Annotated in this window: 20 protein-coding genes and 1 pseudogene; all 21 read left to right on the top strand. The window is 37.1% G+C overall.

The annotated features are described in order from the left end of the window. Nucleotides 1-3 precede the first annotated feature (3 nt). The 21 genes and pseudogenes from LEP1GSC060_RS16970 (at nucleotide 4) to LEP1GSC060_RS16860 (ending at nucleotide 22,695) form a co-directional block, all read left to right on the top strand. A complete protein-coding gene (locus LEP1GSC060_RS16970) occupies nucleotides 4-1,092 on the top strand; it encodes a pyridoxal phosphate-dependent aminotransferase (RefSeq protein WP_003009450.1) in 1,089 nt (362 codons plus the stop codon). Further along, entirely contained in the window at nucleotides 1,085-2,203 is a 1,119-nt protein-coding gene (locus LEP1GSC060_RS16965) for a Gfo/Idh/MocA family protein (RefSeq protein WP_003009883.1), read from the top strand. Before LEP1GSC060_RS16970 ends, LEP1GSC060_RS16965 begins: the two co-directional genes overlap by 8 nt. A 62-nt stretch (nucleotides 2,204-2,265) precedes the next feature. Continuing rightward, the gene (locus LEP1GSC060_RS20405; RefSeq protein ID WP_003009621.1) at nucleotides 2,266-3,237 is read left to right on the top strand and encodes a class I SAM-dependent methyltransferase; all 972 of its coding nucleotides are present in this window, start codon (nucleotides 2,266-2,268) and stop codon (nucleotides 3,235-3,237) included. Nucleotides 3,238-3,416: 179 nt separating this feature from the next. Further along, nucleotides 3,417-5,114, top strand: coding sequence for a hypothetical protein (locus tag LEP1GSC060_RS16950; RefSeq protein WP_003009949.1), 1,698 nt, complete (start codon nucleotides 3,417-3,419; stop codon nucleotides 5,112-5,114). Next, nucleotides 5,104-5,487, top strand: a pseudogene (locus LEP1GSC060_RS21065) (ISAzo13-like element transposase-related protein). Before LEP1GSC060_RS16950 ends, LEP1GSC060_RS21065 begins: the two are co-directional and overlap by 11 nt. Before the next feature lie 216 nt (nucleotides 5,488-5,703). After that, nucleotides 5,704-6,471 carry a 3-deoxy-manno-octulosonate cytidylyltransferase gene (locus tag LEP1GSC060_RS16940; RefSeq protein WP_003009735.1) on the top strand — a complete coding sequence of 256 codons (768 nt, stop codon included), beginning with the start codon at nucleotides 5,704-5,706 and terminating at the stop codon, nucleotides 6,469-6,471. Nucleotides 6,472-6,494: 23 nt separating this feature from the next. Then, nucleotides 6,495-7,538, top strand: a complete 1,044-nt coding sequence (locus LEP1GSC060_RS16935; protein ID WP_036096938.1) for a Gfo/Idh/MocA family protein — start codon at nucleotides 6,495-6,497, stop codon at nucleotides 7,536-7,538. Between the two features lie 24 nt (nucleotides 7,539-7,562). Further along, the gene (locus LEP1GSC060_RS16930) at nucleotides 7,563-8,294 is read left to right on the top strand and encodes an SDR family NAD(P)-dependent oxidoreductase (RefSeq protein WP_003009650.1); all 732 of its coding nucleotides are present in this window, start codon (nucleotides 7,563-7,565) and stop codon (nucleotides 8,292-8,294) included. Further along, nucleotides 8,287-9,360, top strand: a complete 1,074-nt coding sequence (locus LEP1GSC060_RS16925; RefSeq protein ID WP_003009344.1) for an AroB-related putative sugar phosphate phospholyase (cyclizing) — start codon at nucleotides 8,287-8,289, stop codon at nucleotides 9,358-9,360. Before LEP1GSC060_RS16930 ends, LEP1GSC060_RS16925 begins: the two co-directional genes overlap by 8 nt. A 5-nt stretch (nucleotides 9,361-9,365) precedes the next feature. Next, on the top strand, nucleotides 9,366-10,358 hold the full coding sequence (locus LEP1GSC060_RS16920; RefSeq protein WP_003009756.1) for a phosphoglycerate dehydrogenase: 993 nt from the start codon (nucleotides 9,366-9,368) through the stop codon (nucleotides 10,356-10,358). Nucleotides 10,359-11,063: 705 nt separating this feature from the next. After that, complete coding sequence (locus LEP1GSC060_RS20675; protein ID WP_003009386.1) at nucleotides 11,064-11,780, top strand: hypothetical protein; 717 nt, start codon at nucleotides 11,064-11,066, stop codon at nucleotides 11,778-11,780. Beyond that, nucleotides 11,774-12,253, top strand: a complete 480-nt coding sequence (locus LEP1GSC060_RS16905) for a hypothetical protein (protein ID WP_036096936.1) — start codon at nucleotides 11,774-11,776, stop codon at nucleotides 12,251-12,253. The genes LEP1GSC060_RS20675 and LEP1GSC060_RS16905 overlap by 7 nt, the downstream gene beginning before the upstream one ends. Next, nucleotides 12,253-13,020, top strand: coding sequence for a glucose-1-phosphate cytidylyltransferase (gene rfbF, locus LEP1GSC060_RS16900; protein ID WP_003009633.1), 768 nt, complete (start codon nucleotides 12,253-12,255; stop codon nucleotides 13,018-13,020). Before LEP1GSC060_RS16905 ends, rfbF begins: the two co-directional genes overlap by 1 nt. 2 nt (nucleotides 13,021-13,022) lie before the next feature. Continuing rightward, nucleotides 13,023-14,114 (top strand): CDP-glucose 4,6-dehydratase, encoded by a 1,092-nt coding sequence (rfbG, locus tag LEP1GSC060_RS16895; RefSeq protein WP_003009712.1) that lies wholly within the window; start codon nucleotides 13,023-13,025, stop codon nucleotides 14,112-14,114. 7 nt (nucleotides 14,115-14,121) lie between these two features. Continuing rightward, nucleotides 14,122-14,577 carry a dTDP-4-dehydrorhamnose 3,5-epimerase family protein gene (locus tag LEP1GSC060_RS16890; protein WP_036096998.1) on the top strand — a complete coding sequence of 152 codons (456 nt, stop codon included), beginning with the start codon at nucleotides 14,122-14,124 and terminating at the stop codon, nucleotides 14,575-14,577. After that, nucleotides 14,574-15,527, top strand: coding sequence for an NAD-dependent epimerase/dehydratase family protein (locus LEP1GSC060_RS16885; protein WP_003009407.1), 954 nt, complete (start codon nucleotides 14,574-14,576; stop codon nucleotides 15,525-15,527). The genes LEP1GSC060_RS16890 and LEP1GSC060_RS16885 overlap by 4 nt, the downstream gene beginning before the upstream one ends. A 12-nt stretch (nucleotides 15,528-15,539) precedes the next feature. Next, nucleotides 15,540-16,445, top strand: coding sequence for a glycosyltransferase family 2 protein (locus LEP1GSC060_RS16880; RefSeq protein ID WP_003009310.1), 906 nt, complete (start codon nucleotides 15,540-15,542; stop codon nucleotides 16,443-16,445). A 406-nt stretch (nucleotides 16,446-16,851) separates the two neighbouring features. Beyond that, on the top strand, nucleotides 16,852-17,685 hold the full coding sequence (locus LEP1GSC060_RS16875) for a class I SAM-dependent methyltransferase (protein WP_003009677.1): 834 nt from the start codon (nucleotides 16,852-16,854) through the stop codon (nucleotides 17,683-17,685). A gap of 11 nt (nucleotides 17,686-17,696) precedes the next feature. Further along, on the top strand, nucleotides 17,697-18,557 hold the full coding sequence (locus LEP1GSC060_RS16870; RefSeq protein WP_003009880.1) for a polysaccharide deacetylase family protein: 861 nt from the start codon (nucleotides 17,697-17,699) through the stop codon (nucleotides 18,555-18,557). Then, nucleotides 18,557-20,662 (top strand): lipid II:glycine glycyltransferase FemX, encoded by a 2,106-nt coding sequence (locus tag LEP1GSC060_RS16865; protein WP_036096935.1) that lies wholly within the window; start codon nucleotides 18,557-18,559, stop codon nucleotides 20,660-20,662. The genes LEP1GSC060_RS16870 and LEP1GSC060_RS16865 overlap by 1 nt, the downstream gene beginning before the upstream one ends. Beyond that, complete coding sequence (locus LEP1GSC060_RS16860) at nucleotides 20,659-22,695, top strand: DUF1420 family protein (RefSeq protein WP_003009580.1); 2,037 nt, start codon at nucleotides 20,659-20,661, stop codon at nucleotides 22,693-22,695. The genes LEP1GSC060_RS16865 and LEP1GSC060_RS16860 overlap by 4 nt, the downstream gene beginning before the upstream one ends. Nucleotides 22,696-22,796: the final 101 nt, after the last annotated feature.

The following is a 22,796-nucleotide window of genomic DNA, read 5'->3' as shown; positions in this document are numbered from 1 at the left end:
AATATGAACGCTAATTTGAGAAAGCCATTATTAGATCCAAGTTTAGAAAGACCCGATTGGCAATTGTCAATTCCTCGATCTAATCAAAAACTCTGGCTTGATAAGAACGAAAATTTAGATCCGGAACTCTCTAAGGTGACTTCCTCATTGTTATCCGAACTGAATCCTATAACATTGTCAACATATCCGGAGTGCGGAGAGTTGTATCGTAAGATTGCAAACTGGACAAATACTTCTCCTGAATCGATCATCCTTACTCCTGGAAGTGACGGTGCTATTCGTTTGACTTTCGAGGCTTTTATCAACGAAGGAGATCTAGTCGTTCATACTTTGCCTACCTTTGCAATGTATCCGGTATATTCCAAAATGTTCGGCGCTAAGACGTTTCCACTTCTCTATGAAAAAGGTGAGAATGGACCTGTTCTTACTTTAGAAAAAATTTTAGAACACATCGCTCAAGTAAAGCCGAAGTTGTTCTCTATTCCAAATCCGGATAGTCCAACCGGTACGGTATTATCCGTAAAAGAATTACAGGAAATTATCCAACTCTGCGAAAAGCTAAATACAATCATTCTTGTGGATGAGGCATACCATCCTTTTTACGAGGATACTTGCGTTGAACTGACTAAAGAATTTAAGAATCTGATAATCGCGAGAACGTTTGCGAAAGCTTGGGGACTTGCCGGACTCAGGATTGGTTATGCGATAGGTGATCCTGAAATTATAAAATTTTATCATAAGCTGAGACCGATGTATGAAGTTAGCACGATTAGCATTGCTTTTATGGAGAAAATGATAGATCATTCTGACGCGATGTATGCTTCCGTAAAAAGATTAAACGAAGGCAAAAAATACTTCTCTGACGAAATGACTTCTTTCGGATTTAAAGTGCTAAAAACAAATGGGAATTTTCAGCACGTAAGTTTCGGTGAACACGCAGAAAAAATTCATAAGGTTCTCAAGGATCGCGTCCTTTATAGGGAAGACTTTAAAGAAGACTGTCTTCGGGGATATAGTCGTTTTTCAATCACTACAAAAGAAAATTTTAAACCAATCATAGAACTAATTCGTATGGAAATGAAGAATGGATAAAAAAAATATTTTAAATCAAAAGAATGCAAAGGTGGCTATCATCGGATGCGGTCGGGTATCGGGACATCATTGTAAATCTATCATCGAGACCGAAGGTGCGGAATTGGTTGCTGTTTGTGATTTGGACGAAAAGAAATCTAACGCATATAGAGATCAATATGGGGCGAAAGCTTATACAAATTATCACAAAATGTTAATCGAAAATCCGGAGATAAACACTGTAGCCGTAATTACTCCTTCCGGAATGCACTACGAGCATGCTTTGGAAATATTAGAAAAATATAATAAGAATCTGATCGTGGAAAAGCCGACTTTTATGAAGCCCTCTCAGCTCGATCAGGTTTTCGAAGCTGCTAAGCGGAAGGGACTGAGCATATTCCCGGTTTTTCAAAATCGACATAATCTTGCGGTCCAGAGGGTAAAGAAAGGATTGTTATCAGGGGAATTGGGAAAAATCAGAATTATATCAGTTCGTGTTCGTTGGTGCCGCCCTCAGCATTATTATGACCTCGCCGCTTGGAGAGGAACTTTTGCTATGGATGGAGGCTGTTTGACCAATCAAGGAATTCATCATATCGATTTGATGCGTTATTTCGGTGGAAACGTGAACGAAGTATGTTCAAAAATGAAAACGATGGGCGCAAACATCGAAGTAGAAGATACTGTGGTAGCTTCGGTGCTTTTTAACAATGGCGCTTTAGGTTCTGTCGAAGTGACAACAGCGGCAAGGCCGATCGATTTTGAAGCGAGTTTGTCAATCGTCTGTGAAAACGGTTTGGCACAAATAGGCGGTATAGCTGTAAACGAACTTCAAATTTATACACCAGATCCTTCCGCTTGTACACAAAATTCTGAAGATTTTTCCGGGAATGTCTATGGAAAGGGACATGGAAAACTATATCAAGAGATCGTCGACTTCTATCAGAAGAATATACTTTTTTCCGTGAGTTATGAAGATGCAAAGTCTACCATTCAATTATTAAACGCATTCTACTTGGCGGATGAAAGAAGAGGTTGGGCTAGAGCGGATGAATCGAATGAAAGCAATCGTTTGGGTATCGCGAATGAGGAACTTGCGAATTTGTATCGTACTCCTGCTTTAGTAAATTGAGATATGGCTATAAATTGAAATACTAATAGATTGTTAAAAATAAAAATGTAGGAAGAAAGCATATGGCAAAAATTTTAAGAGCAGCTGAGATTAAGCCGGATTTTGAAGGTTTAAAAAATAAATGGGAAGCGATGTTAGGAAAATACTATATAAATTCTCAAACTTTAAATCCAAAATATACTATGGAAGTTCCTTGTCCATTTTGTAACTCGAAGAAAATCGATCATTCTTTTAATCTAAACGGTTTTCATCATATTACATGTATCGAATGTAAGACATTATACGTGAGTCCAAGATTATTGGACGTTTGTATTGAAGAGCTATATAGCGATGAATATTACAGTGAAATGTATACTCGTTCTATGTTGCCTATTTTTGAAAAAAGAAAACAATGGATTGGCCGTAGTAAATATTTGCAAATAATGAACCATCGGTCTAACGATCGTAAGGGGAAAGTTCTTGATATAGGCGCCGGTATCGGAGAAGTAATTGATGTTTTTAGAGAAGAAGGTTGGGAATCCCATACGATCGAAATGAATAAAGTTGCGGTCTCTTGGCTACAAACGAGAGGATATAAAAATGTTTTTCATGGTCCTTTGAACGACTATGAAACCACGGAAAAATTTGATGTAATTATGGCTTGGGGGGTAGTCGAGCACGTATTAAACCCTGATGTGTTCTTGAAACGAGTTTTTGATTTGCTTGTTCCCGGAGGTCTGTTTGTTTCGGAAGTACCGCACGGTCAATCTTTATTAATTGATATATTCAGGAAAACGGGACTGGATCCTAAAAGAATTCTTATGGGGGAACAGCATATAGTTCTTTATTCAACGGAAGCTTATAAAGCCCTTCATGAAAGAAATGGCTTTAAAAAAATTCACTTACAGACCAATGGCCTGGATGTAGATACTATATTTAAAGAAAGTAACGTCATTATTCCGGATAAGTTACTTGCATATTTGCAGGAAAGTATTGATGAAAAACTCTATGGGGATCTTTTACGTGGATTTTGGAAAAAAGACGAAAACTGGTAAACAACGGATAAAAAAGAATTAAAAGTGTATCACGGAATTTACATGTAGTTTTCGGTTGAAGGAAAAGACTTGTCTATCTTTAGTTTGTAAATACATATTCTTCCGTATTTTGAACGAAAGCTATTACGAAAATATACTTTAATGTTGTATGCTGCTCCTTGTAGAGCGACTCTTATCAAATGGAAATAAATTTCAATAATTTATCAAAAGAACATTCTAAAATTTTAAATCAAATTTGGGAAGACGGTATAAATGATTTTAATGAGTTTTACGATTCTGAAATTTTACAATACTCTAACGATCTAAACTATCTACTTTCCGGGGCGGCGACTAGAGACGTTTATCTAAATAAAATTTATGAATCTATTTGCTATATTAAGTTTTTAAGAAAAATTAAACGAGAGGAAGAGGAAGGCGAAGGCGTACGAACGGTCATAATAAAAAATTTAACGATCGCAAAAGTGCTTAAAGGCGATCCAGAATTGAAGGATATTAGGGTAATTTTTCCGATCAAACAAGTAATAAAGGAAATCGTTTCAATACCGGCGTTATATACACTAAGTATTTACCGAATGATTAAGGAATTTATATTGGTGCGTTTTTATGTTACCAAACATGAAATTCCTAATGATCTCATTTTACTCGATTCTTTTCTGGTCGAATCGTCTTTTTTGGAAGGCGAGTTTACGGATTTATATTACCCTGGCCTTCAAGATTCGATTCAAAATAAACCAAAAGTATTTTATTTATTCACAATCTTAGTGAAAAAATATAGGGTAAGCCTTCTCAAGCTTAGAAATTCAAATGTTAAGTTTATACATCGATTTCAATTTCTGAAATTATTTGACTTATGGATTGTCGTTATTCTGCCTCTAACTTTGTTGAAGCATCTGTATAAGCAAAATCTTGTATTTCAAAATATCAATATTACGAAAAGTTTTCGTTATGAATTGATAAGAACTTCCGTTTTAAGTTCAATATTGAATTCGATGCTAAATTATAGATTTATTTATCGACTGAAGCAAAAGAAAGTAGGTATTGAAAAATTCATCGATTGGTTTGAAAATCAGCAAATTGATAGAGGTTTTGCTTTGGGCCTCAAGAAATTTTATGAAGATTCTCCATATTACGGATGCTTGGGTAGCGTCCCGATTGCAAGCCAATTTCATTTGTTTCCGACGGAAAAGGAATTCGAGAAAAAAATGGTTCCTGGCTATATATTCCTTGTTGGTCAAAGCTTTATATCGGATTATTCTGAATATTGTAAAAATTTAAAATTGGATACTATGCCAGCCTTTAGATACACTCATTTGTTTTGCGAGAATGGTGAGAAACATTTGAAAGAAGTTACAAATTCAGGAAGGTTCGAGATTTTAGTGACGCTACCGATTGAATTGAATCAAATTTTAAAAATTCTTAGAATAGTTAAGAATATTCAGATATCATTGACTACTGGTTTTAAATTTTATTTAAAATTTCATCCTGTTTACTCCATGAATAACATCGAAAATTTTTTAAAAAAAAATAATTTTTTAGAATTTCCGATTTTGGAAGGTAACGTTGGGGAATGTTTGCAAGGGAAACATCTATTAATAAGCTCCACTTCTAGCACTTGCCTGGAAAGTATGGCTTCAGGTATTCCAGTTTTAGTCGTGACATCCAATGATGGTGTAACGCATTTGCCATTTTCTGAGAATATTACGAAAGAAATTTGGGCCTTATGTTATGATGAGCTAGATGTAATGAAAGAAATACATCGTTTTTCCGCGGGTTATGATTATGATCATTTTCAACATATAGCTAAAAGAATTAAAAAGGAAAGTTTTACTAAGCTGGATTCCTTTTCACTGGAACGATTTACAAACTTTGTATTTTAGCAGCGGTTACAGAATCAAACTTTGGAAAGTTTCTCTTCAAAAATTGACAAATGAAATCAAAAAAATCACGGTTTGTCATTTTCCGTCCGGAACAAGCAGATGGAATAAAATTGAACATAGGCGCTTTTCATATATTGCAAAGAATTGACGAGAAAGACCCCTTTTCAGTTATAAGATCGTCGTAGGCCTTATCGGTTCAACTAAAACTAAGAAAGGTTTAAAAGTCTTTGCGAAGATGGATAAAAGAAAATACAAAACAGGTATTAAAATTTCCGATGATATTATGAATTCTTTAAATATAAAAACACATAGATTTCATCCTGAGTGGAATTATTCCATCTCGTTTCAAAATAACGATTCTATTTCAGGATGATTGCTAAGTTGGATATAGCGAATAATGTTCTAATAAACAAAGGAATATAAATTAAATTCATTCTTTCGATATCATATCGTGAAAATTTGAAAGCAGTGCGTATATCGAAGAGTGGGATAAAAATAATTTATAGGAATATTCGGAAATTACAAATGAAGAGCCTGGCTATTCATATTATTAGTAAATTAGAATATTTAGAGATTTTAGGAGCATAGAATGAGAACCATTGGAATTATACCTGCAAGAATGGCCGCGTCTCGCTTTCCGGGAAAGCCCATGTTTCCTATTTTAGGGAGACCTATGCTGGAGCACGTATATCATCGTGCAAAGTTGTATTCACATTGGGATGAACTCGTGATCGCGACTTGTGACCAGGAAATCTTCAACTTTGCAAAGAGTAAAAACTTTCCCGTCTTTATGACGGGTTCCCATCACACAAGAGCGTTGGATCGTGTCGCGGAAGCGGGGACGATGTTTACACAAAAGTTAGAAGATGAGGATGTCGTCGTTTGTGTCCAAGGCGACGAACCAATGCTTGCGCCAGACATGATGGATGCGGTCATTGCTCCTTTGAAAAATGATAAGTCTATACCGGCTACCGTACTCGCAATGCACATAACGGAAGAAGAAATTTGGAGAAATCCCGATACTGTTAAAATTATCCACAATGCCAAAGGAGAGGTTTTATATACATCCAGAATGCCTTTACCTTATTGTAAGGGTAATTTTTCGCCCGAATTAGGAGCTCGTAGAATTTACGGAATTTTTGCATTCCGGTGGAAATATCTACAAGAATTTACGAAACATCCTGAAACCAGACTGGAACAGTTGGAAGCGTGCGATAGCAATAGAATTCTGGATATGAACTTTACGCAGTACATAGCGCCTTATCCTTACGTTCAATCCTATTCGGTCGATAGTCCTTCCGATATTGGTCTAGTCGAAAATCATATTCAGAAAGACAAATATTATAATCTTTACTAATTGTTTTAAAAAACTTAAATCATATGAAAGAACTGAGGGTAGGGATTGCAGGCTACGGTGTCGTAGGCAAAAGACGGAGAGATTGTATCGATCGTCATCCACATATGAAAGTTGTGGCTGTATGCGATAAAAATTTTAAGGAAGAAGGTCAGTTTCCAGACCAAGTTCGTTATTATTCCGATTACAATCGACTTCTCCAAGAGGAATTGGATGTTCTTCTTGTTTGTCTGACGAATGACATTGCACCTGACGCTACGATAGCTGGTTTGAACCGAGGTTTGAATGTGTTTTGTGAAAAACCGCCGGGAAGAAACATGAACGACATTGAAAGGGTGATTCTTGTCGCTGAAAAAAATCCCACACTCAAGCTAATGTATGGTTTCAATCACAGGTATCATGAATCCGTTAAAGAAGCCTTACAGATGATTGCTTCCGGAAAATTAGGAAGAATCATCAATTTAAGAGGAGTTTACGGCAAATCGAAATTGATCACGTTCAACCAACCGGATTGGAGAACGAAGAGAGAAATTGCTGGCGGTGGAGTATTATTAGACCAAGGAATTCATATTGTCGATTTGATGAGATTATTTGCGGGTGATTTTATAGACGTTCATAGTTTTATTTCGAATAGCTTTTGGAGATATGACGTAGAGGATAATGCTTACGCTATCATGAGAACGTCCGATGGGATCGTGGGAATGTTAAATTCCTCCGCTACACAGTGGAGACACCGCTTTAATCTGGATATCAATCTGGAACGGGGGAGTATCATCTTGGGCGGTATACTTTCCGGCTCGAAAAGTTACGGAGCGGAAACTATGACGATCGTAACCGCGGATCCCGATAACGACAACGGAGACCCTATTGAGCAAACAACTCGTTACAATAAGGATTTATCCTGGGATGAAGAAATTTCATACTTTGCAGATGCGGTTTTACAAAACAAAGAAATTAAAAGCGGTTCTTACCAAGAAGCATATCAAACTATGAGATTGGTATATCGGATTTATTATGCCGATCCGGAATGGAGAAAAAATTATTCCATTCCCAACCCTGACCAAAAGTAGTTTTATTCGTTCTATCATAAACCAATGCAAATTCTATTTAAAAATAAGACAATTCTTGTAACGGGAGGAACAAGGGGAATCGGAAGGCAAATTGCGACCGAATTTCTCGCGTTAGGCGGAAACGTGATCGTTACGGGGACTTCTGCTGAGCGGGGGGAAAATTTTAGACATCCGAATTCAACTTATCGATCCGTGGACTTTCGGAATAGGGAAAATCTGAACGATTTTATCAAATATTTGGAAGGTTTGGAAAGACTCGATGTTTGCGTCAACAACGCGGGAATCAATCGCATTAACTTTATCGAAAATACTTTGGATAAAGACTGGGACGACATGCAGAATGTAAACGTCAACGCTCCATTTTTTATAACAAGGGCTGTCTCGAAAATAATGAAAAAGAATGCATATGGAAGGATTGTAAATATCGCTTCCATTTTCGGTTCGATAAGCAGGGAAAAACGAAGTATTTATACGATGACAAAATACGCAATTCGTGGTCTTACCGTGTCGACTTCAAATGAATTAGCAAAATTTAATATACTTATCAATACAGTTTCTCCCGGTTTTGTGATGACGGACTTGACAAAAAAAAATCTCAGTGAATCTGAAATAAGGCAGTTAGAAGCTCAGATTCCCATCGGAAGATTGGCGAAACCAGAAGAAATCGCAAAAGTAGTTTTATTTTTAAGTAGCGACTTGAATACGTATCTGACCGGTCAGAACATCATAGTTGATGGAGGGTTTGTAAATGTCTGAAACAATCCGAATCAAATCATCTCATAAGAATTACGAAGTCCTATTTACAAACGACATTTACGATGTTTTACGCGGTCTTTTCGAAGAGGGGGCTTTCTTTGTCGTAGACAGCAAAATATATTCCCTATATCTGAAGGATCGAATCGATTCTACCGTCATTGGCAAAAAAATGTTCTTCATCGAGGCGGAAGAACAAAATAAAAATATCGAATCTTCACAAAAGTTGATCGAGAGTTTGATTGCGAACGGAGTAAAAAGAAATAGTAAAATTGTAGCGATCGGCGGTGGTATCACCCAAGACATCGTTTGTTTTACTGCATCCATTTTGTTTAGAGGAGTTCCTTGGATTTTTATACCAACCACCTTACTGGCACAAGCCGATAGTTGTATCGGAGGAAAATCTTCGATCAATTTTCAAAATGTTAAAAATTTGATCGGAACGTTTAATCCTCCCGATATGATTTATATAGATCCCGTTTTTCTGAACTCTCTAACCGAAGACGATATCAAATCCGGAATCGGCGAAATGTATCATTACTACTTGCATAGCGCCTCTAATTTAACTGAAGATTTACATTCCAAAAGACAGGAGATTTTTTCGAATCGTAACAACTTGGTTCGTTTTATCTACGAAAGCCTTACTATTAAAAAGAAAGTGATTGAAATCGACGAATTTGATCGAGGAGAAAGGCGTAAGTTTAATTATGGGCATACTTTTGGCCACGCCATCGAGGCGTTGACCAACTACGGGATCAATCACGGACAGGCGGTTACCATCGGGATGGACCTTGCAAATTTTCTTTCCTATCGATTTGGTTTGGCTACAGAGGCAGACTATCGATCGATGAGAACTTTATTAAAAGCAAATTTTCCAGACTTTCAGTTTTCGAATTTTTCAATCGATGAGTATTGTAACCTTCTTCAAAAGGATAAAAAGAATGTGAATGCCAATTTAACCTGTATCTTGAGTAGAGGTATGGGAAAGTTGGAAGTTTATGAGATGGAATTGAATTCGAAAAACAGGAACTTAATCTCAGAATATTTTTCCAAAGAATATATCAGATAATTTAGATGAAAAAGAAAATTTTTATTTCCACGTATCCTTTCGGAAACCACGATCCGGAACCGTTGGATTTGTTGAATCAAACCGGCTGGGAGATCACTACCAATCCTTTGAAAAGGAAATTGAAATCTACGGAAGTCGCTGAAATTGCAAAAGATGCGGATGGGATTATTGCAGGAACCGAAGACTTAACTCCTTTGATTGAGGCGAATCCGGGTTTGAAATTTATTTCAAGAGTTGGGATTGGGTTGGATTCCGTACCGCTTTCTCTTTGTAAAGAAAGAAAGATCCGAGTTTCTTATACGCCTGACGCGGTAACCAAAGCGGTTGTAGAATTGACAATCGGTTTAATGGTTTCGATTACTCGCTATATTCCCAATGCCGATCGTGAATTGAGAAAAGGAAATTGGTCAAGGTTTACTGGAAAAAGATTGGGTGAAAGTGTGATCGGTTTGATCGGGCTGGGAAGAGTCGGAATGAATGTTTTAAAAATTCTTTCCAGCTTTCGTCCCAAGAAAATTCTAATCAATGATCTCGCAGACAAATCCTCAGAAGCTGAACGTATTCTAAATCAGCTCGGGATTCCATTTTCCTTTGTGGAAAAAGAAGAGATTTATGCTAACTCTGACGTCGTATCTCTTCACGTTCCTCTTACGAAATACACGAAAAACCTAATCGATTCCAAAGAATTAAGAATTTTTAAAAAAGATTCTTTTTTGATCAATACTGCAAGAGGCGGAATTGTCAATGAAACCGCTCTCTACGAAGCGTTAAAAAATGAAACAATCGGTGGGGCAGCGATCGACGTATTCGAGGAAGAACCTTATAAGGGTAACTTACGTGAATTGGAGAACGTATTATTGACTCAGCATATGGGTTCTTGTTCTTATGATTGTAGACTTTTAATGGAAAGAGGGGCCGCCGAAGAAATCATTCGATTTTTTAAAGGCGAATCTCTTCGTAATGAAGTTCCGGAAGATGAATATTTAAATCAACTTTAGGTATTCATATTCTATTATGCCAGATTTAAAAAATTCTAAAGTCTCTATTTTGATATGGGATGTCAACGATCCGATTCCAAACTTCGATGGAATTATTCTACTCTGGAATAGTTTTTATGAAGATCAGAAACTAAATATTCATTCTATACCGAGATTAGTCGAATCGAAATCCGATTTGTATAGAAAGGAATATCTTTCTCTTGCATATGAAATTGGTGAGGCTAAGATTCAAAATCGTAGGGTTGTAGATTGGTTGGAAATCAGACCAGGACTTAGTTTTTGGTGGATGTCTTTACTTGTTGAAAATAACTACGGAAAATCGTCGGAGATTCCAAATCGGATCAAATTTTTTGCCCTTTTAGATTTTTTAAATCCGTTAAAGATCGACTCCATACGATTTTTTACGGAAAGCCGAGTTCTTGCAAAATCTATAAAACAGTATTGTAAGACTCGAAAGATAAAATACAAAATCGACAAAAAAGAAGTTAACGTTTCAATAGTTCATAAAATTCGTCGTTTTTTACCTTTATTCTTTCAATCATTTATTTTCCTTTTTCATTTTGCAATAGGTAGGTGGACTTTTTTTTCCAAAAAAAAGAATACGAATTCTTCGAAGTTAGTTTTTTTTAGTTATTTTTTAATTTTGACAGAGACCTGGCGAAACAGAGTATTTTCTCTTCGGATTATTGGGGAAAACTCGTCGTTTTGTTAAAAAAAGAAAACATTTTGACTCGTTGGTTTCACTTTTACGTAGATTACGAAGTGTTACCAACGATCTCTGATGCAAAGAATCTAATTGAGTCTTTCAATGATACGGAAACAAACCAATTTCATTCTTTGATCGAAGAATATCTTTCGCTCAAAGTCATAATACAAAGTATCTTTGATTTCTTAAAAATGAATGTTGTTTCTTTTCGGATACGTAAGATACGGGAATTTTTGAAATATCAAAATGCTGATCTACGATATCTTTATGAAAACGATTTGATCGATTCTTTACGGGGTCGTGCAGCTATGCTGAATTGTCTTTATATCAATCTTTTTTATCAAGTTTCAAAGGACTTATCCGAATCAAAAACTGTATTCTATCTTCAGGAAAATCAATCCTGGGAAATCGCGTTGGTTCACGCGATGAAGACGCGAAATTTAAATGTTTTTGGCGTGCCACATGCCACGATTCGATATTGGGATTTGAGATACTTTTACGATCCTCGTTCCTACCACAAAGATTCAAATTGTTTCCTACCATTTCCGGATCAGGTTGCGATCAACGGACCTGGAGCGAAATCGGCTCTGCTCGAATCCGATTTTCCTTCGGATCGAATCGTTGACGTGGAAGCTCTGAGATATATGTTTTTAAATCAGATTTCTCATAAAAAAAAAGTAAAGAGATCAAGGATTCCCAAGGATATCGAATGTTAATTTTGGGAGATTATCTTCCCTTAGCTACTTTCAGGCGGATGCAAGTATTTTCTGAAGCATATTCTAAAATGAACTCGAACTGTACTTTTACCGTCAAACCACATCCGGTCTGCCCTGTATCTAAAAGAGATTATGAGGATGTTGAATTTAATATAATTGATTCTCCTCTGGTTTCTGTATTAGATCAGTATGATTTCGTATATACTAGTAATATTACATTTGCCGCTGTAGACGCTTATAGCGCAGGACTCCCGGTGATATCTTTTTTGGACGGAGAAACCTTGAATATGAGTCCGTTGCGCGGAAGACGAAATGTTTTTTTTGTATCGAATGCTTCTGAACTAATAGAAGTTTTTGAGTCCGTAAAAAAATTGAGTGCCGACGATTTAGATTCCTTTTTTAATTTGGAAGAGGACATTCCTAGATGGAATGCACTTATTGATTCTATGATAAAACAGCAAGGCGAGTTGTAATGAAAACAGTGATACTTTGCGGTGGTCTGGGAACTCGTTTGAGCGAAGAGACTACGGTAAAGCCCAAACCGATGGTGGAAATTGCCGGAAAACCAATCCTCTGGCATATTATGAAGATTTATGAATATTACGGATTTGGAGAGTTCATTTTGGCATTGGGTTATAAAGGAGAAGTTATCAAAGACTATTTTCTCAATTATCATGCGAGAATGAGCGATCTTACCGTAAGTTTAAAATCGGGAACGGTGGATTATTCGAATCCTACTGCGGAAGATTGGAACGTGCAGTTGATCGATACCGGCGCTCTAACAATGACTGGCGGAAGATTGTTGCGTTTAAAGGATCAATTATCAAAAGAAACTTTCATGGTTACGTATGGAGACGGCGTTTCCAATGTAGACATTCAAAAACTTGTGAGCTTTCACAAATCTCACGGAAAACTTGCTACAGTTACTGCAGTTCGTCCTCCGGTTCGTTTTGGAGAACTTTCGATATCTGGAAATCAGGTAACTCAATTCCAAGAGAAACCGCAAGCAGAAGAAGGTTGGATCAACGGAGGCTTTTTTGTTTTTGAACCGGAGATCTTAAATTATATTCAAGATGAATCGACGATGTTGGAAAGAGCGCCTTTGGAGTCTCTTGCGAAAGCGGGTCAACTGATGGCGTTTCATCATGCCGGTTATTGGCAGTGTATGGATACGCTCCGAGATAAACAGACGTTGGAAGAATTGTGGATCCACAATAAAGCTCCTTGGAAATTAACGTAAGCATGTTTCAAAATATTTATCAGAATAAAAAAGTTTTGATTACCGGACATACCGGTTTTAAAGGATCTTGGCTTGCGGTCTGGTTGCATTCCTTAGGAGCAGAAGTGGCGGGATTCTCTCTCGACTCGCCGACTTCACCCAATCATTTTGATCTGTTGGGATTAGATCAAAAAATTAAGGATTTTAGAGGGGACATTCGAGATCGAAAATCACTTTCCAATGCGATCGATGAGTTCAAGCCGCAAATCATATTTCATATGGCCGCTCAGGCTCTCGTTCGTAAATCGTATCAGGATCCTGCGTCTACTTTTGAAACTAACGTAATGGGAATGGTGAACCTTTTGGATTTGATCCGAACAAGAGATTGGATTGAGGTCGCGGTTTTGATTACTAGCGATAAAGCCTATAGAAACGACGAATGGTGCTGGGGATTTAGAGAAACGGACGCGTTAGGCGGTCATGATCCATATAGCGGATCCAAAAGTTGTGCTGACTTGGTTGCTCAATCGTTTTACCATTCCTTTTTAAAAGATTCTAAAACGAGGATAGGTATCACCAGAGCAGGGAACGTGATCGGCGGTGGAGATTGGGCGAATGACCGAATTGTTCCGGATAGTATAAAAGCTTGGTCAAAAGGGGAATCCGTATCCATTCGAAGTCCCTTGGCGACACGACCTTGGCAGCATGTTTTAGAACCTCTGAGCGGTTATTTGCTGTTAGGTGCAAAACTGTATCTTGGACAAGACGGATTGAATGGAGAAGCGTTTAACTTCGGACCGGAAGCGAGCGTCAATCAAACTGTATCAGAATTATTGAATGCGATGGTAGAAAGATGGCCCGGAGTCAAGTGGTATGTTCCACAAGGTTATGAAGGCGGAGGGAAAGAAGCGAATCTTCTCAAGCTTTCCTGTGACAAGGTATTGTTTCATTTAAAATGGCAGGCGGTTCTCGGATTTTCCGAAACTGTTGATTTTACCGTAAGTTGGTATCGCAATTGGTTGGAAAAAAAAGAAGAGATCTACACCTTTACACTTTCTCAAATTCATCTTTATTGTGAATTGGCATCGAAGAAGAATTATGTTTGGATAAAGTAATATGAATATGAGCCAAGAAATGTTGGAAGGAGTTGTTGTGATCCCTTTGAAAGAGATCTTCGACCCGAAAGGTTCCGTATTGCATATGATGCGTTGCGATGATCCAGAATATTCAAGTTTTGGAGAGTGTTATTTTTCCGAAGTCAATCCAGGAGCAGTGAAAGCTTGGAAGTTTCACAAAAGACAAACGCAAAACTTTGCGGTACCGATCGGAAGGATTCAGTTGGTTCTATATGATAATAGGGAAGGGTCCAAAACAAAAGGACAAATTCGTGAATTCATTTTGGGGAGACCCGGACACTATCAAAGAATTAAAATACCTCCTCGAATTTGGTACGGATTTACTTGCATATCCGATGAAAAAGCTTTTGTCGCAAATTTTACGGATATCCCTCACGATCCGACGGAGTCCGATCGTTTGTCGGAAGACGATTTATCTATTCCATTCATTTGGGGTTCATGACCAAGAAGAAAATTTTAATAACAGGTTCGTCTGGCCTCTTAGGCGGAAGAATTTCTAAGTATTTGGGAGAATTAGGAGAATCTGAAATTCATTTAGGAACTACAAAAAATTTTCCCTTACCAGGTTATATCCGGTATGGAAAAGTCATTCCAATGGATTGGAATTCTCAATCTTCATTGGAAACTATCTGTGAGGAAGTAGATACAATTGTACACTGTGCAGGAATGAATGCACAAGATGTAGTAAAAGATCCGCAAGGGGCGCTCGAGTTTAACGGAAAAGCTACAGGGCGTTTACTGGATGCTGCGATCAAAAATCATATTTCAAAATTCTTATATTTTTCAACTGCTCATGTTTATGGAAGCCCTTTGGAAGGGAACATTACGGAAAATTCTCCATTAACAAATCAACATCCTTACGCTCTTAGTAATGCGGCGGGTGAAAAGGAAGTTAACGATCGTACTACATCGGGTGAAATTTTCGGAATTAACCTTCGTTTGTCAAACGCCTTTGGAGCGCCGGTTGATCCGAATGTCAATTGCTGGATGTTGCTCGTAAACGATCTTTGTAAACAAGCAGTTATGACTCAAAAAATGGTACTGAAAACATCTGGGTTGCAAAAAAGGGATTTTATTTCCATTCAAGAGGTATGTCGCGTAACTTATCATCTTCTCCATATAACACCACATAGTGAAAATAATACGTATAACGTCGGTGGGAAAAGATCATTGACTGTTTGGGAGATGGCTAACTTCGTTCGAAAACGTTGTAAATCGGTTCTCGGTTTTTTACCGGAACTGGAAAGGGTATCTCCGGGGGAAAATGAGGCTTCGCTCGATTTGGATTTTGATATTACAAAACTTCTTTCGTCAGGATTTCGATATTCCGATACATTTACTTCGGAGGTCGATGAACTATTAGTTTTTTGTAATTTACATTTCAAGAATTAAAACTTATTTCTTATGAATCCCCTCGTTTCAATCGTTATTCCTACTTACAATCACGCACATTTCTTAAAACTGTCTCTATCTTCGGTCGTCAATCAAACGTATCAGAATTGGGAAGCGATCGTAATCGACAATCATTCTATTGATAATACGGACGAAGTCGTGGCTTCCTTTCTGGATTCTCGAATTCGCTTAACAAAAATACACAATAATGGAGTGATCGCCGCGTCCCGAAATAAGGGAATTCAAGAAGCAAAGGGAGAATGGGTTTCTTTTTTAGATTCGGATGATTTGTGGTCGCTTCACAAATTGGGAAGAATTGTTTCGGAAATACAAAAATTAGAGAACCAAATCGACGTCGTTTGTAACAATGAAAACATGGTTCAGTTCGAGACGAAAGAGCGGATGCTTTTAAATTATGGCCCCTATGAAAACGATTTTTATAGAAAGATGCTCTTTTATGGAAACCGACTTTCTACCTCGGCTACGACGGTTAGGAGAATGTTTTTAACGGATAAAAGTTTGTTATTCAGCGAAACCCCGGAATTCATTACCGTTGAAGACTATGACCTTTGGTTAAGGTTGGCAAAGGCAAAAGCAAGATTTTTGTTCATCCCGGAAGTTTTAGGAGAATATACGATTCATGGTTCCAATCAGTCGGCTTCTTTAGAAAGACATTTGAATCATCTTGAGAATTTGATTCGACATCACGTATTTGAAATTCAGGATTTCGAATCGAATAAAGAAAGTCTTTGGAGACGATTCAAGGTGAGACTTAAATTCGACAGAGGGCTTGTATATCTTCGGGAGAGGAAATGGATTGCCGCTTGTAATTCGTTGGTTCGATCGTTTTTTCAGTCGCCGATTACTTTTATCTCTTTGTTGGCGGCTAAATTTAAAAATCGATTCGATAAAGTATGAAAAGATCTTACGCAAATACGAACTTTTCACTCGGATTGATTTTTTAGTTAATGTGAGTTCGATGTAAACAATGCGAAAGCGATTGTAGTATTATGTTGCGACCTGAAACGGCGCCCCTTAGGAAGCCCGTTTCATTGAGTTTAGGAGCAACATTGAGTTCAAGCGAACAACTCAATGTTGCGCTTCTACGGTCGCTCGGGAAACTCAAAACGTTGCTGCCTGCTGTCGCAACGTTAGGTCGCGAGCCAGTCCGCTATAAAATTCGCGAGCTGCAACGACGACCCAGGAAACGCCTTCCTATGAGTCGTTGCATTGAGTTTCTTATTCGCCCAAATTTTCTTAGACCGAATTCACGTTAGTTAAGAAGAATATTAAAATAAACTGAAGTTACTGTTTGTAGAATACAATGGATACAATATTAAAATCGTTAAAACTTGCAAAGGACGGAATTTATTCCGCTGAGATTCCCGTTTCGGAACAGGAAGTTGAATTGAAGATGCGAAGTGAGGTAGCTTCCAAAGAATATTCGGATTATTCCGAAGTCATTTCGAAGAATCATTCAATTCCGGTAATGGATCGGGAAATAAAACGATTCTTAAAGAAGATAAAACCGAACGGAATCATTTTGGATATAGGAGGTTGCTGGGGTTGGCATTGGAGAAATATTCCTAACGAAAGACCGGATGTAAAGGTGATCGTCGTGGATTTTCTAAGGGAAAACTTAAATCATGCAAAGAAGTTTTTAGGAGATTCAATCGGAAAGAACGTTTATCTTCTCCATGCGGATGCTACTTCTTTGCCGTTTCAAGATCAGGTTTTTGACGGGGTCTGGACCGTTCAAACGTTTCAGCATATTCCCGATTTTGCAAAAGCCTGTAATGAAGCCTATCGTGTTTTAAAACTGAATGGAACGTTTATCAACTATTCTTTAAATGCGACTCCGCTGAATCGTATCATATGTTTTTTGGCGGGTAAAAACTATCACAAAGAGGGGAAAATAGAAGGAAGTTTTCTTTTGAATAGAGCGAATAAAGCTCAAAAAGAAATAGTAGTTCGCCTCTACGGTACACGAAACGTTAGAGAAGGTTATTCCGAATGTTTTTTTCATCCCGATCTTAGATTAACCTTTAGCGGAAGAAAAAATAATTTCTTCGGGATTTTGGATTACTATTATTCCAAAATTTACGGATTCAATGCGTTCTTGGCTCGCCAGAAAAGTTTTAAGGCTACTCGTAGATAATTTAGAATCGAATGTCTTTTTTTCATAATATTTTAGCGGCGTCCTATCTTCCTTTGAAAATTTTCAATACGCTGTTACGTTCTTTAAAAATTAAGAAGAATTCCGAATTAAGGGTTTTGCTTTATCATGATATAACTTCGGAAGAACGTCCTCGTTTCCGTTCACAACTGGAAAGAATTTCTAAAGATTGGAAGTTTGTCTCCCCTGAAGTTTTCTGCGAAATGATCAGTGGAGAAAGAGAAATCGTAGGTCGAAATCTTTTGCTTACGTTTGATGACGGTTATCTTTCGAATAGAATTGTTGCAGAAGAAATTCTTGAACTTCTTGGGATCAAAGCTTTATTCTTCATCATTTCCGATTTCGTTGACGTTCAAAAAACGGAAGAGAGAAAGAATTTTATATCGGAGAATATTTTTCCCAGTTTTACACCGGAACAAGTGCCCGACTTTTGGATTCCCATGAATTGGAAAGATCTGGAAATATTATTAGACAAAGGTCATTCTATAGGAAGCCACACGAGAACTCATGCAAGGCTTTCTGGAATCGATTCAACGGATCGACTCCGAGATGAAATCGTCGCATCGAAAAAAAAATTGGAAAACAAACTAGGAATTAACGTTAGACATTTTGCATATACGTTCGGAGATTTGGGAAGTTTCAGCAGGGATGCTTTAAAAATCGCGAGAGAAAATTATGAATTCGTGCATACGGGGTTGAGAGGGAAAAACAAAGTTTTACAAAATTGGGTTATTCGACGAGAAAGTATTTCACCGTCGGATTCAGATCGTTTGATAGGAGCGATCTTAGAGGGCGGAGCCGATATTCTTTACACGGGAAAACTTCGAATCTATGAATCTTGGGGACGGCATTGATGTTTTTGTTGGCTCCGTTGCCGAGTTGGAAAAGTTTAATCTCCGCATTTTCTTTAAAAAGAATTGATGAAAAGTCCCTTTCAAAAACATGGATGGGCCCTTCAGATGTCTCCGTATGGTTTTCAAAATCCGCTTGGTCCTTATTGGCGATTGCAGTTTGGAAGCAAATTCATTCAGACCGGAAAGAAATTACCTTTTGGTTGCCCGACTATTTTTGTAATTCTTCTTTGTTTCTCCTTCGCTCTAAGGGAGTTAAGTTTGTTTTTTATCCGATTCAAGAAAACCGCGAACCCGATTACGCTGCTTGCAAAGAATTAGCTAAGAACAATACGATGGATGTTTTTGTATTGGTTCACTATTTCGGTAAACCGAGTGATACAAACCGAGCCTTTGAATTTTGTCGATTAAGAAATGCGGTTTTGATTGAAGACGCCGCGCACGTGCTGAAACCGATTAAGGGAGTGGGTGAAAAGGGCGATTTTATATTATATAGTCCTCATAAACATCTTCCGATTCCAGACGGAGCGATCTTAGTTGTTCGAAACTCAGGCCCTTCGAAAATTGTTTGGGATCAACAAGATGAAGATCGAATCAACGAGGTTTTGAAGAAACATTACGAGCAAAACGGCAATACGAGATTCTTTTTGATCAAATGGTTTTTGAAACGTCTGCTTCAGAAATTAGGATTTCGAAATCGTAAAAATTCTAATTTAGATTTTTTGAATGAAATATCCACGCAGATCGTCTCCTATCCTTTTTTTTCTTCGTTTGCGAAGAAAATGTTAAACGAATTAGCCCCACGACTCAATGAGATCGCGAGAACAAAAATTCGGATTCAGAAAATTTGGGACGAAATTTTGTCAAATCGCTATCAACTTCATATCGATAGAAAATCGGCAGGTTGGGCTCCATACTTATCAGAATATTCCTTTGACGAAATCGATACGGCAAAGTCAATGTTTCAGACCTTATTAAAAGATGAATTGCCTGTTTCAACATGGCCGGATCTTCCTTCGGAGATATATGATAATCCTTATTATTATTCAAATGCAATTAGATTGAGAAATTCAAGATTATTTCTATCTATACATCAAACTTTACCAATTTATGATATAGTTAAATATAAGATCGTTTTACATGATACTGGTAAAGATGTTATAAAATTAAAGGTAAGGTGGAATTCCATTGCTCGTGAAAATTGGGATAGTTTATTCGAACAAATTCCTAATTCAAACCTTTTACAATCATGGATATATGGAGAAAGTAAAGGGTTATGCGAAGGATGGAAAGTTCATCGAGGTATTTTTACTTTCGAAAATCGCGAAATTGCGATTGTTCAAATGCTGGAAAAATCCGTTTTGGGAATTTTTAAAGTATATAGAATCAACAGAGGTCCTCTATTTTTTAACGAAGTGAATTTTGATCTTAAAGAACTAGTGTTTAATGAATTATCAAAATTCGGCAATTTATTAAAAGGTTCTGTATTATTCTTTAACCCAGAAGTTAGTTTGGACGGAAAGTTTTTAATTTTTATGAATCAGATTGGATTTAATGAAACTAGATCTAAACCGTGGTCTTCTTCATTTATAGATCTTACAAAAGATTTAAATTTTTTGAGACAAAAATTGGACGCAAAATGGAGAAATATGCTGACTGGTTCTGAAAAAGATAACTTAATTTTGGAAACTGGATCTAGTGGTTTACTGTTTAAGTGGATGCTTCAGAGGTATCAAGAATTGACCTCAAGTAAAAATTTTTCCGGAATTTCTCAAAGTATGCTATTACAAATGAAAAAAAGTCCGAACGGAAAAGATGCTTTTTTAATTTTAAGAGCGATCCATGAGAATGAACCGATTGCCGGCGTATGTATTGCAATTCATGGATCGGCCGCAACTTATCTCATTGGGTGGAATGGAGAATTGGGTAGAAAATTAAGAGCGACTCATTTTCTATTATGGAATTCTGTTGTTCAGTTGAAAAAAATGGGTTATCTTCGTTTTGATTTAGGAGGGATTGATCAAGAGCGCACTCCCGGTGTAGCAGAGTTTAAATTGGGTATGAATGGGGATAAATACGATCTCGCTGGAGAGTTCTGGAAAGTATGAAATTTGGCTTGGATACGAATATCGTCTATCCCCCTTTGTCCGCAGTATATTCGATTTTATTAATATTTGGCTGTGATTTTTTAGGGTTTCACACTCTAAAATTATTCCAAAGTAGTTTGGGACAAATCAAGAATACTTGGATCCGGTGGCAAGCCCCCTTGATGGGCGCTTTATTATTGAGCATTGTATTATATCCTTTGGTATTATTCGGTTTTACTTCTCGCACTTTTATGAAAAGTGTCGCATTTCTTTTTATAGTTTTTGGTCTTATAGATATATTTTTTTTTCTGAGAGAAAATATAAACAAAGTAACATTTAGTAATTTTTATAAAAATCTTTTTAAAAAAAAGGAATATACTCGCGATAAAGTAACTCACTCTAATCTAGAATCGGAACGAGGTTTTGCATATAGAGAGGATTCTCTGATTCGCTTTTTCAAAATAAAATATCTCTTCGTTAAAACTAAGTTTGACTTGTTTGAAAAAAATAAGTTGTTAGATCTATTCATAACCTTGTTGATGATTGGTTATGGGTTTCTTTCCCTTGGGCCCGTTACAAACGCCGACTCTTTAGATTACCATATTGGAGTTGCCATTGAAATTTTAAACCAAGGAAAAATGCCGGTATTTCCCGGCTGGTTTCATGGAAGATTGGCCGGAAACGGGGAAGTTTTGAATGCGTTTGGTTTAAGCTTAGGGGCCGAACAATTTGGTCCTTTACTTCAATTTTGCGGTCTTTTGGGAATATATGGAATATTAGCTTTTTATACTTTTTCCAAAACAATTTCTGAAAATGATGAGACATGGAGAAAGATTATCGTTCTTGCATTTCTTTCGTCTCCGGTTTTGGTTTTTTTAGTAAGTTCACCCAAACCTCAATTACTTCAAATCGGAATGACTTCGTTTGCCGTAGTATTACTTTTAGAAATTGGCTCTAAAGTAAAATCCGATAAAAATAAATTATCGATTTTTAGTCTTATTTGTATGTTGATTCTATCCGTTACTCAGGCAAAATTTTCGTTCTTTTTATCGGCGTTCTTAATCGGTTTTTTTTCTATAATTTTGTTGGGTTCTGCAAGGTTATTTATTTATGGAACTTTGATCGGGATATTTTTCTTTGTTTTAATCATTTTTCCTTCTGCGTTTTGGAAGATGGAAAATTTTAATAGCTCCATTGTCGATGCGATTGTTTCCCCTTTACCCGGTTCATGGCCAGGCACGACGTTATTTGAATCAGCCCTTCGGAATTATAGAGACAGCACATTGAGTTTTCCAATGTCTTTGGTAATTCCCAATACCTTTGGAGTGATTACAACTGTCATCGGTTTTGGATTATTTTTGATAATATTCATAAAACCGAATGCTAGTTTACAAACACTTGTATTGAGCGCAATGGCGGTAATTTTTGTAATTTTCGGAAGCCTGATGGGGCAAAAAGCTTCTAGATTTTTTTTGGAACCGTTCATTTGGGTATTGATCTCTTTAGTCGGTTTAAACTCGTTTAAAATATGGAATACTGGATTCGTTAAAGAGGCTGTAAGTTTGGGAATTGTTTTACAAACTTTGATTACTTTTGGCATTCTTCTTTTTGGTATTTATCAGTTATTTCCTGGAACTTTTTCTATTCAACTGCGAGAAAAAGTTATGAATCAAAATGCAAATGGATATGATCTGATGAAATGGGTCGATGCCGTCTTGCCTAAGGATGCAGTCTTATTGTCTCAGCATCGATCGATTGCACTTTCCCAAAGGAAGACCTTATCCTTAGATTGGTCTAAGTTTGTGGATTTTAATTCTGCAGATGCAAACACTTACTTAAAACAAATCAAAAATGAAAACGTTACTCACATCTTGATTTTAGGCGATACGATCAAAAATACTCCGTTTTCGGACTGTTTGGGGAATCCAATCGGTAGTATTCACAGTAGTCGACATGCTACTCGGAATCCTTTTGGGCAGAAAGATTTTTTTACAGCTATGCTTGTAGAGTTTCAGTCCGGTAAGTTGCCCCAATGTGCGAATTCTACACTCTGACTTGACAAATCATTTTCTTTTTACAATGAAAGTTGATTTGTTCTTTGAGCAGTTGAAAACATTAAAACAATTGTAAAACGACGGCGCTCGTAAGTTCCTAC

Source organism: Leptospira weilii serovar Ranarum str. ICFT (genome assembly GCF_000332415.1).
GTDB lineage: Bacteria > Spirochaetota > Leptospiria > Leptospirales > Leptospiraceae > Leptospira > Leptospira weilii_A.
This window is presented reverse-complemented; position numbering and strand designations above follow the sequence as displayed.

Bases quoted from the DNA above. Each gene is read 5' to 3' on its own strand.
- LEP1GSC060_RS16970 (WP_003009450.1), top strand. From the start codon at position 4: ATGAACGCTAATTTGAGAAAGCCATTATTAGATCCAAGTTTAGAAAGA.
- LEP1GSC060_RS16965 (WP_003009883.1), top strand. From the start codon at position 1,085: ATGGATAAAAAAAATATTTTAAATCAAAAGAATGCAAAGGTGGCTATC.
- LEP1GSC060_RS20405 (WP_003009621.1), top strand. From the start codon at position 2,266: ATGGCAAAAATTTTAAGAGCAGCTGAGATTAAGCCGGATTTTGAAGGT.
- LEP1GSC060_RS16950 (WP_003009949.1), top strand. From the start codon at position 3,417: ATGGAAATAAATTTCAATAATTTATCAAAAGAACATTCTAAAATTTTA.
- LEP1GSC060_RS16940 (WP_003009735.1), top strand. From the start codon at position 5,704: ATGAGAACCATTGGAATTATACCTGCAAGAATGGCCGCGTCTCGCTTT.
- LEP1GSC060_RS16935 (WP_036096938.1), top strand. From the start codon at position 6,495: ATGAAAGAACTGAGGGTAGGGATTGCAGGCTACGGTGTCGTAGGCAAA.
- LEP1GSC060_RS16930 (WP_003009650.1), top strand. From the start codon at position 7,563: ATGCAAATTCTATTTAAAAATAAGACAATTCTTGTAACGGGAGGAACA.
- LEP1GSC060_RS16925 (WP_003009344.1), top strand. From the start codon at position 8,287: ATGTCTGAAACAATCCGAATCAAATCATCTCATAAGAATTACGAAGTC.
- LEP1GSC060_RS16920 (WP_003009756.1), top strand. From the start codon at position 9,366: ATGAAAAAGAAAATTTTTATTTCCACGTATCCTTTCGGAAACCACGAT.
- LEP1GSC060_RS16905 (WP_036096936.1), top strand. From the start codon at position 11,774: ATGTTAATTTTGGGAGATTATCTTCCCTTAGCTACTTTCAGGCGGATG.
- rfbF (WP_003009633.1), top strand. From the start codon at position 12,253: ATGAAAACAGTGATACTTTGCGGTGGTCTGGGAACTCGTTTGAGCGAA.
- rfbG (WP_003009712.1), top strand. From the start codon at position 13,023: ATGTTTCAAAATATTTATCAGAATAAAAAAGTTTTGATTACCGGACAT.
- LEP1GSC060_RS16890 (WP_036096998.1), top strand. From the start codon at position 14,122: ATGAGCCAAGAAATGTTGGAAGGAGTTGTTGTGATCCCTTTGAAAGAG.
- LEP1GSC060_RS16885 (WP_003009407.1), top strand. From the start codon at position 14,574: ATGACCAAGAAGAAAATTTTAATAACAGGTTCGTCTGGCCTCTTAGGC.
- LEP1GSC060_RS16880 (WP_003009310.1), top strand. From the start codon at position 15,540: ATGAATCCCCTCGTTTCAATCGTTATTCCTACTTACAATCACGCACAT.
- LEP1GSC060_RS16875 (WP_003009677.1), top strand. From the start codon at position 16,852: ATGGATACAATATTAAAATCGTTAAAACTTGCAAAGGACGGAATTTAT.
- LEP1GSC060_RS16870 (WP_003009880.1), top strand. From the start codon at position 17,697: ATGTCTTTTTTTCATAATATTTTAGCGGCGTCCTATCTTCCTTTGAAA.
- LEP1GSC060_RS16865 (WP_036096935.1), top strand. From the start codon at position 18,557: ATGTTTTTGTTGGCTCCGTTGCCGAGTTGGAAAAGTTTAATCTCCGCA.
- LEP1GSC060_RS16860 (WP_003009580.1), top strand. From the start codon at position 20,659: ATGAAATTTGGCTTGGATACGAATATCGTCTATCCCCCTTTGTCCGCA.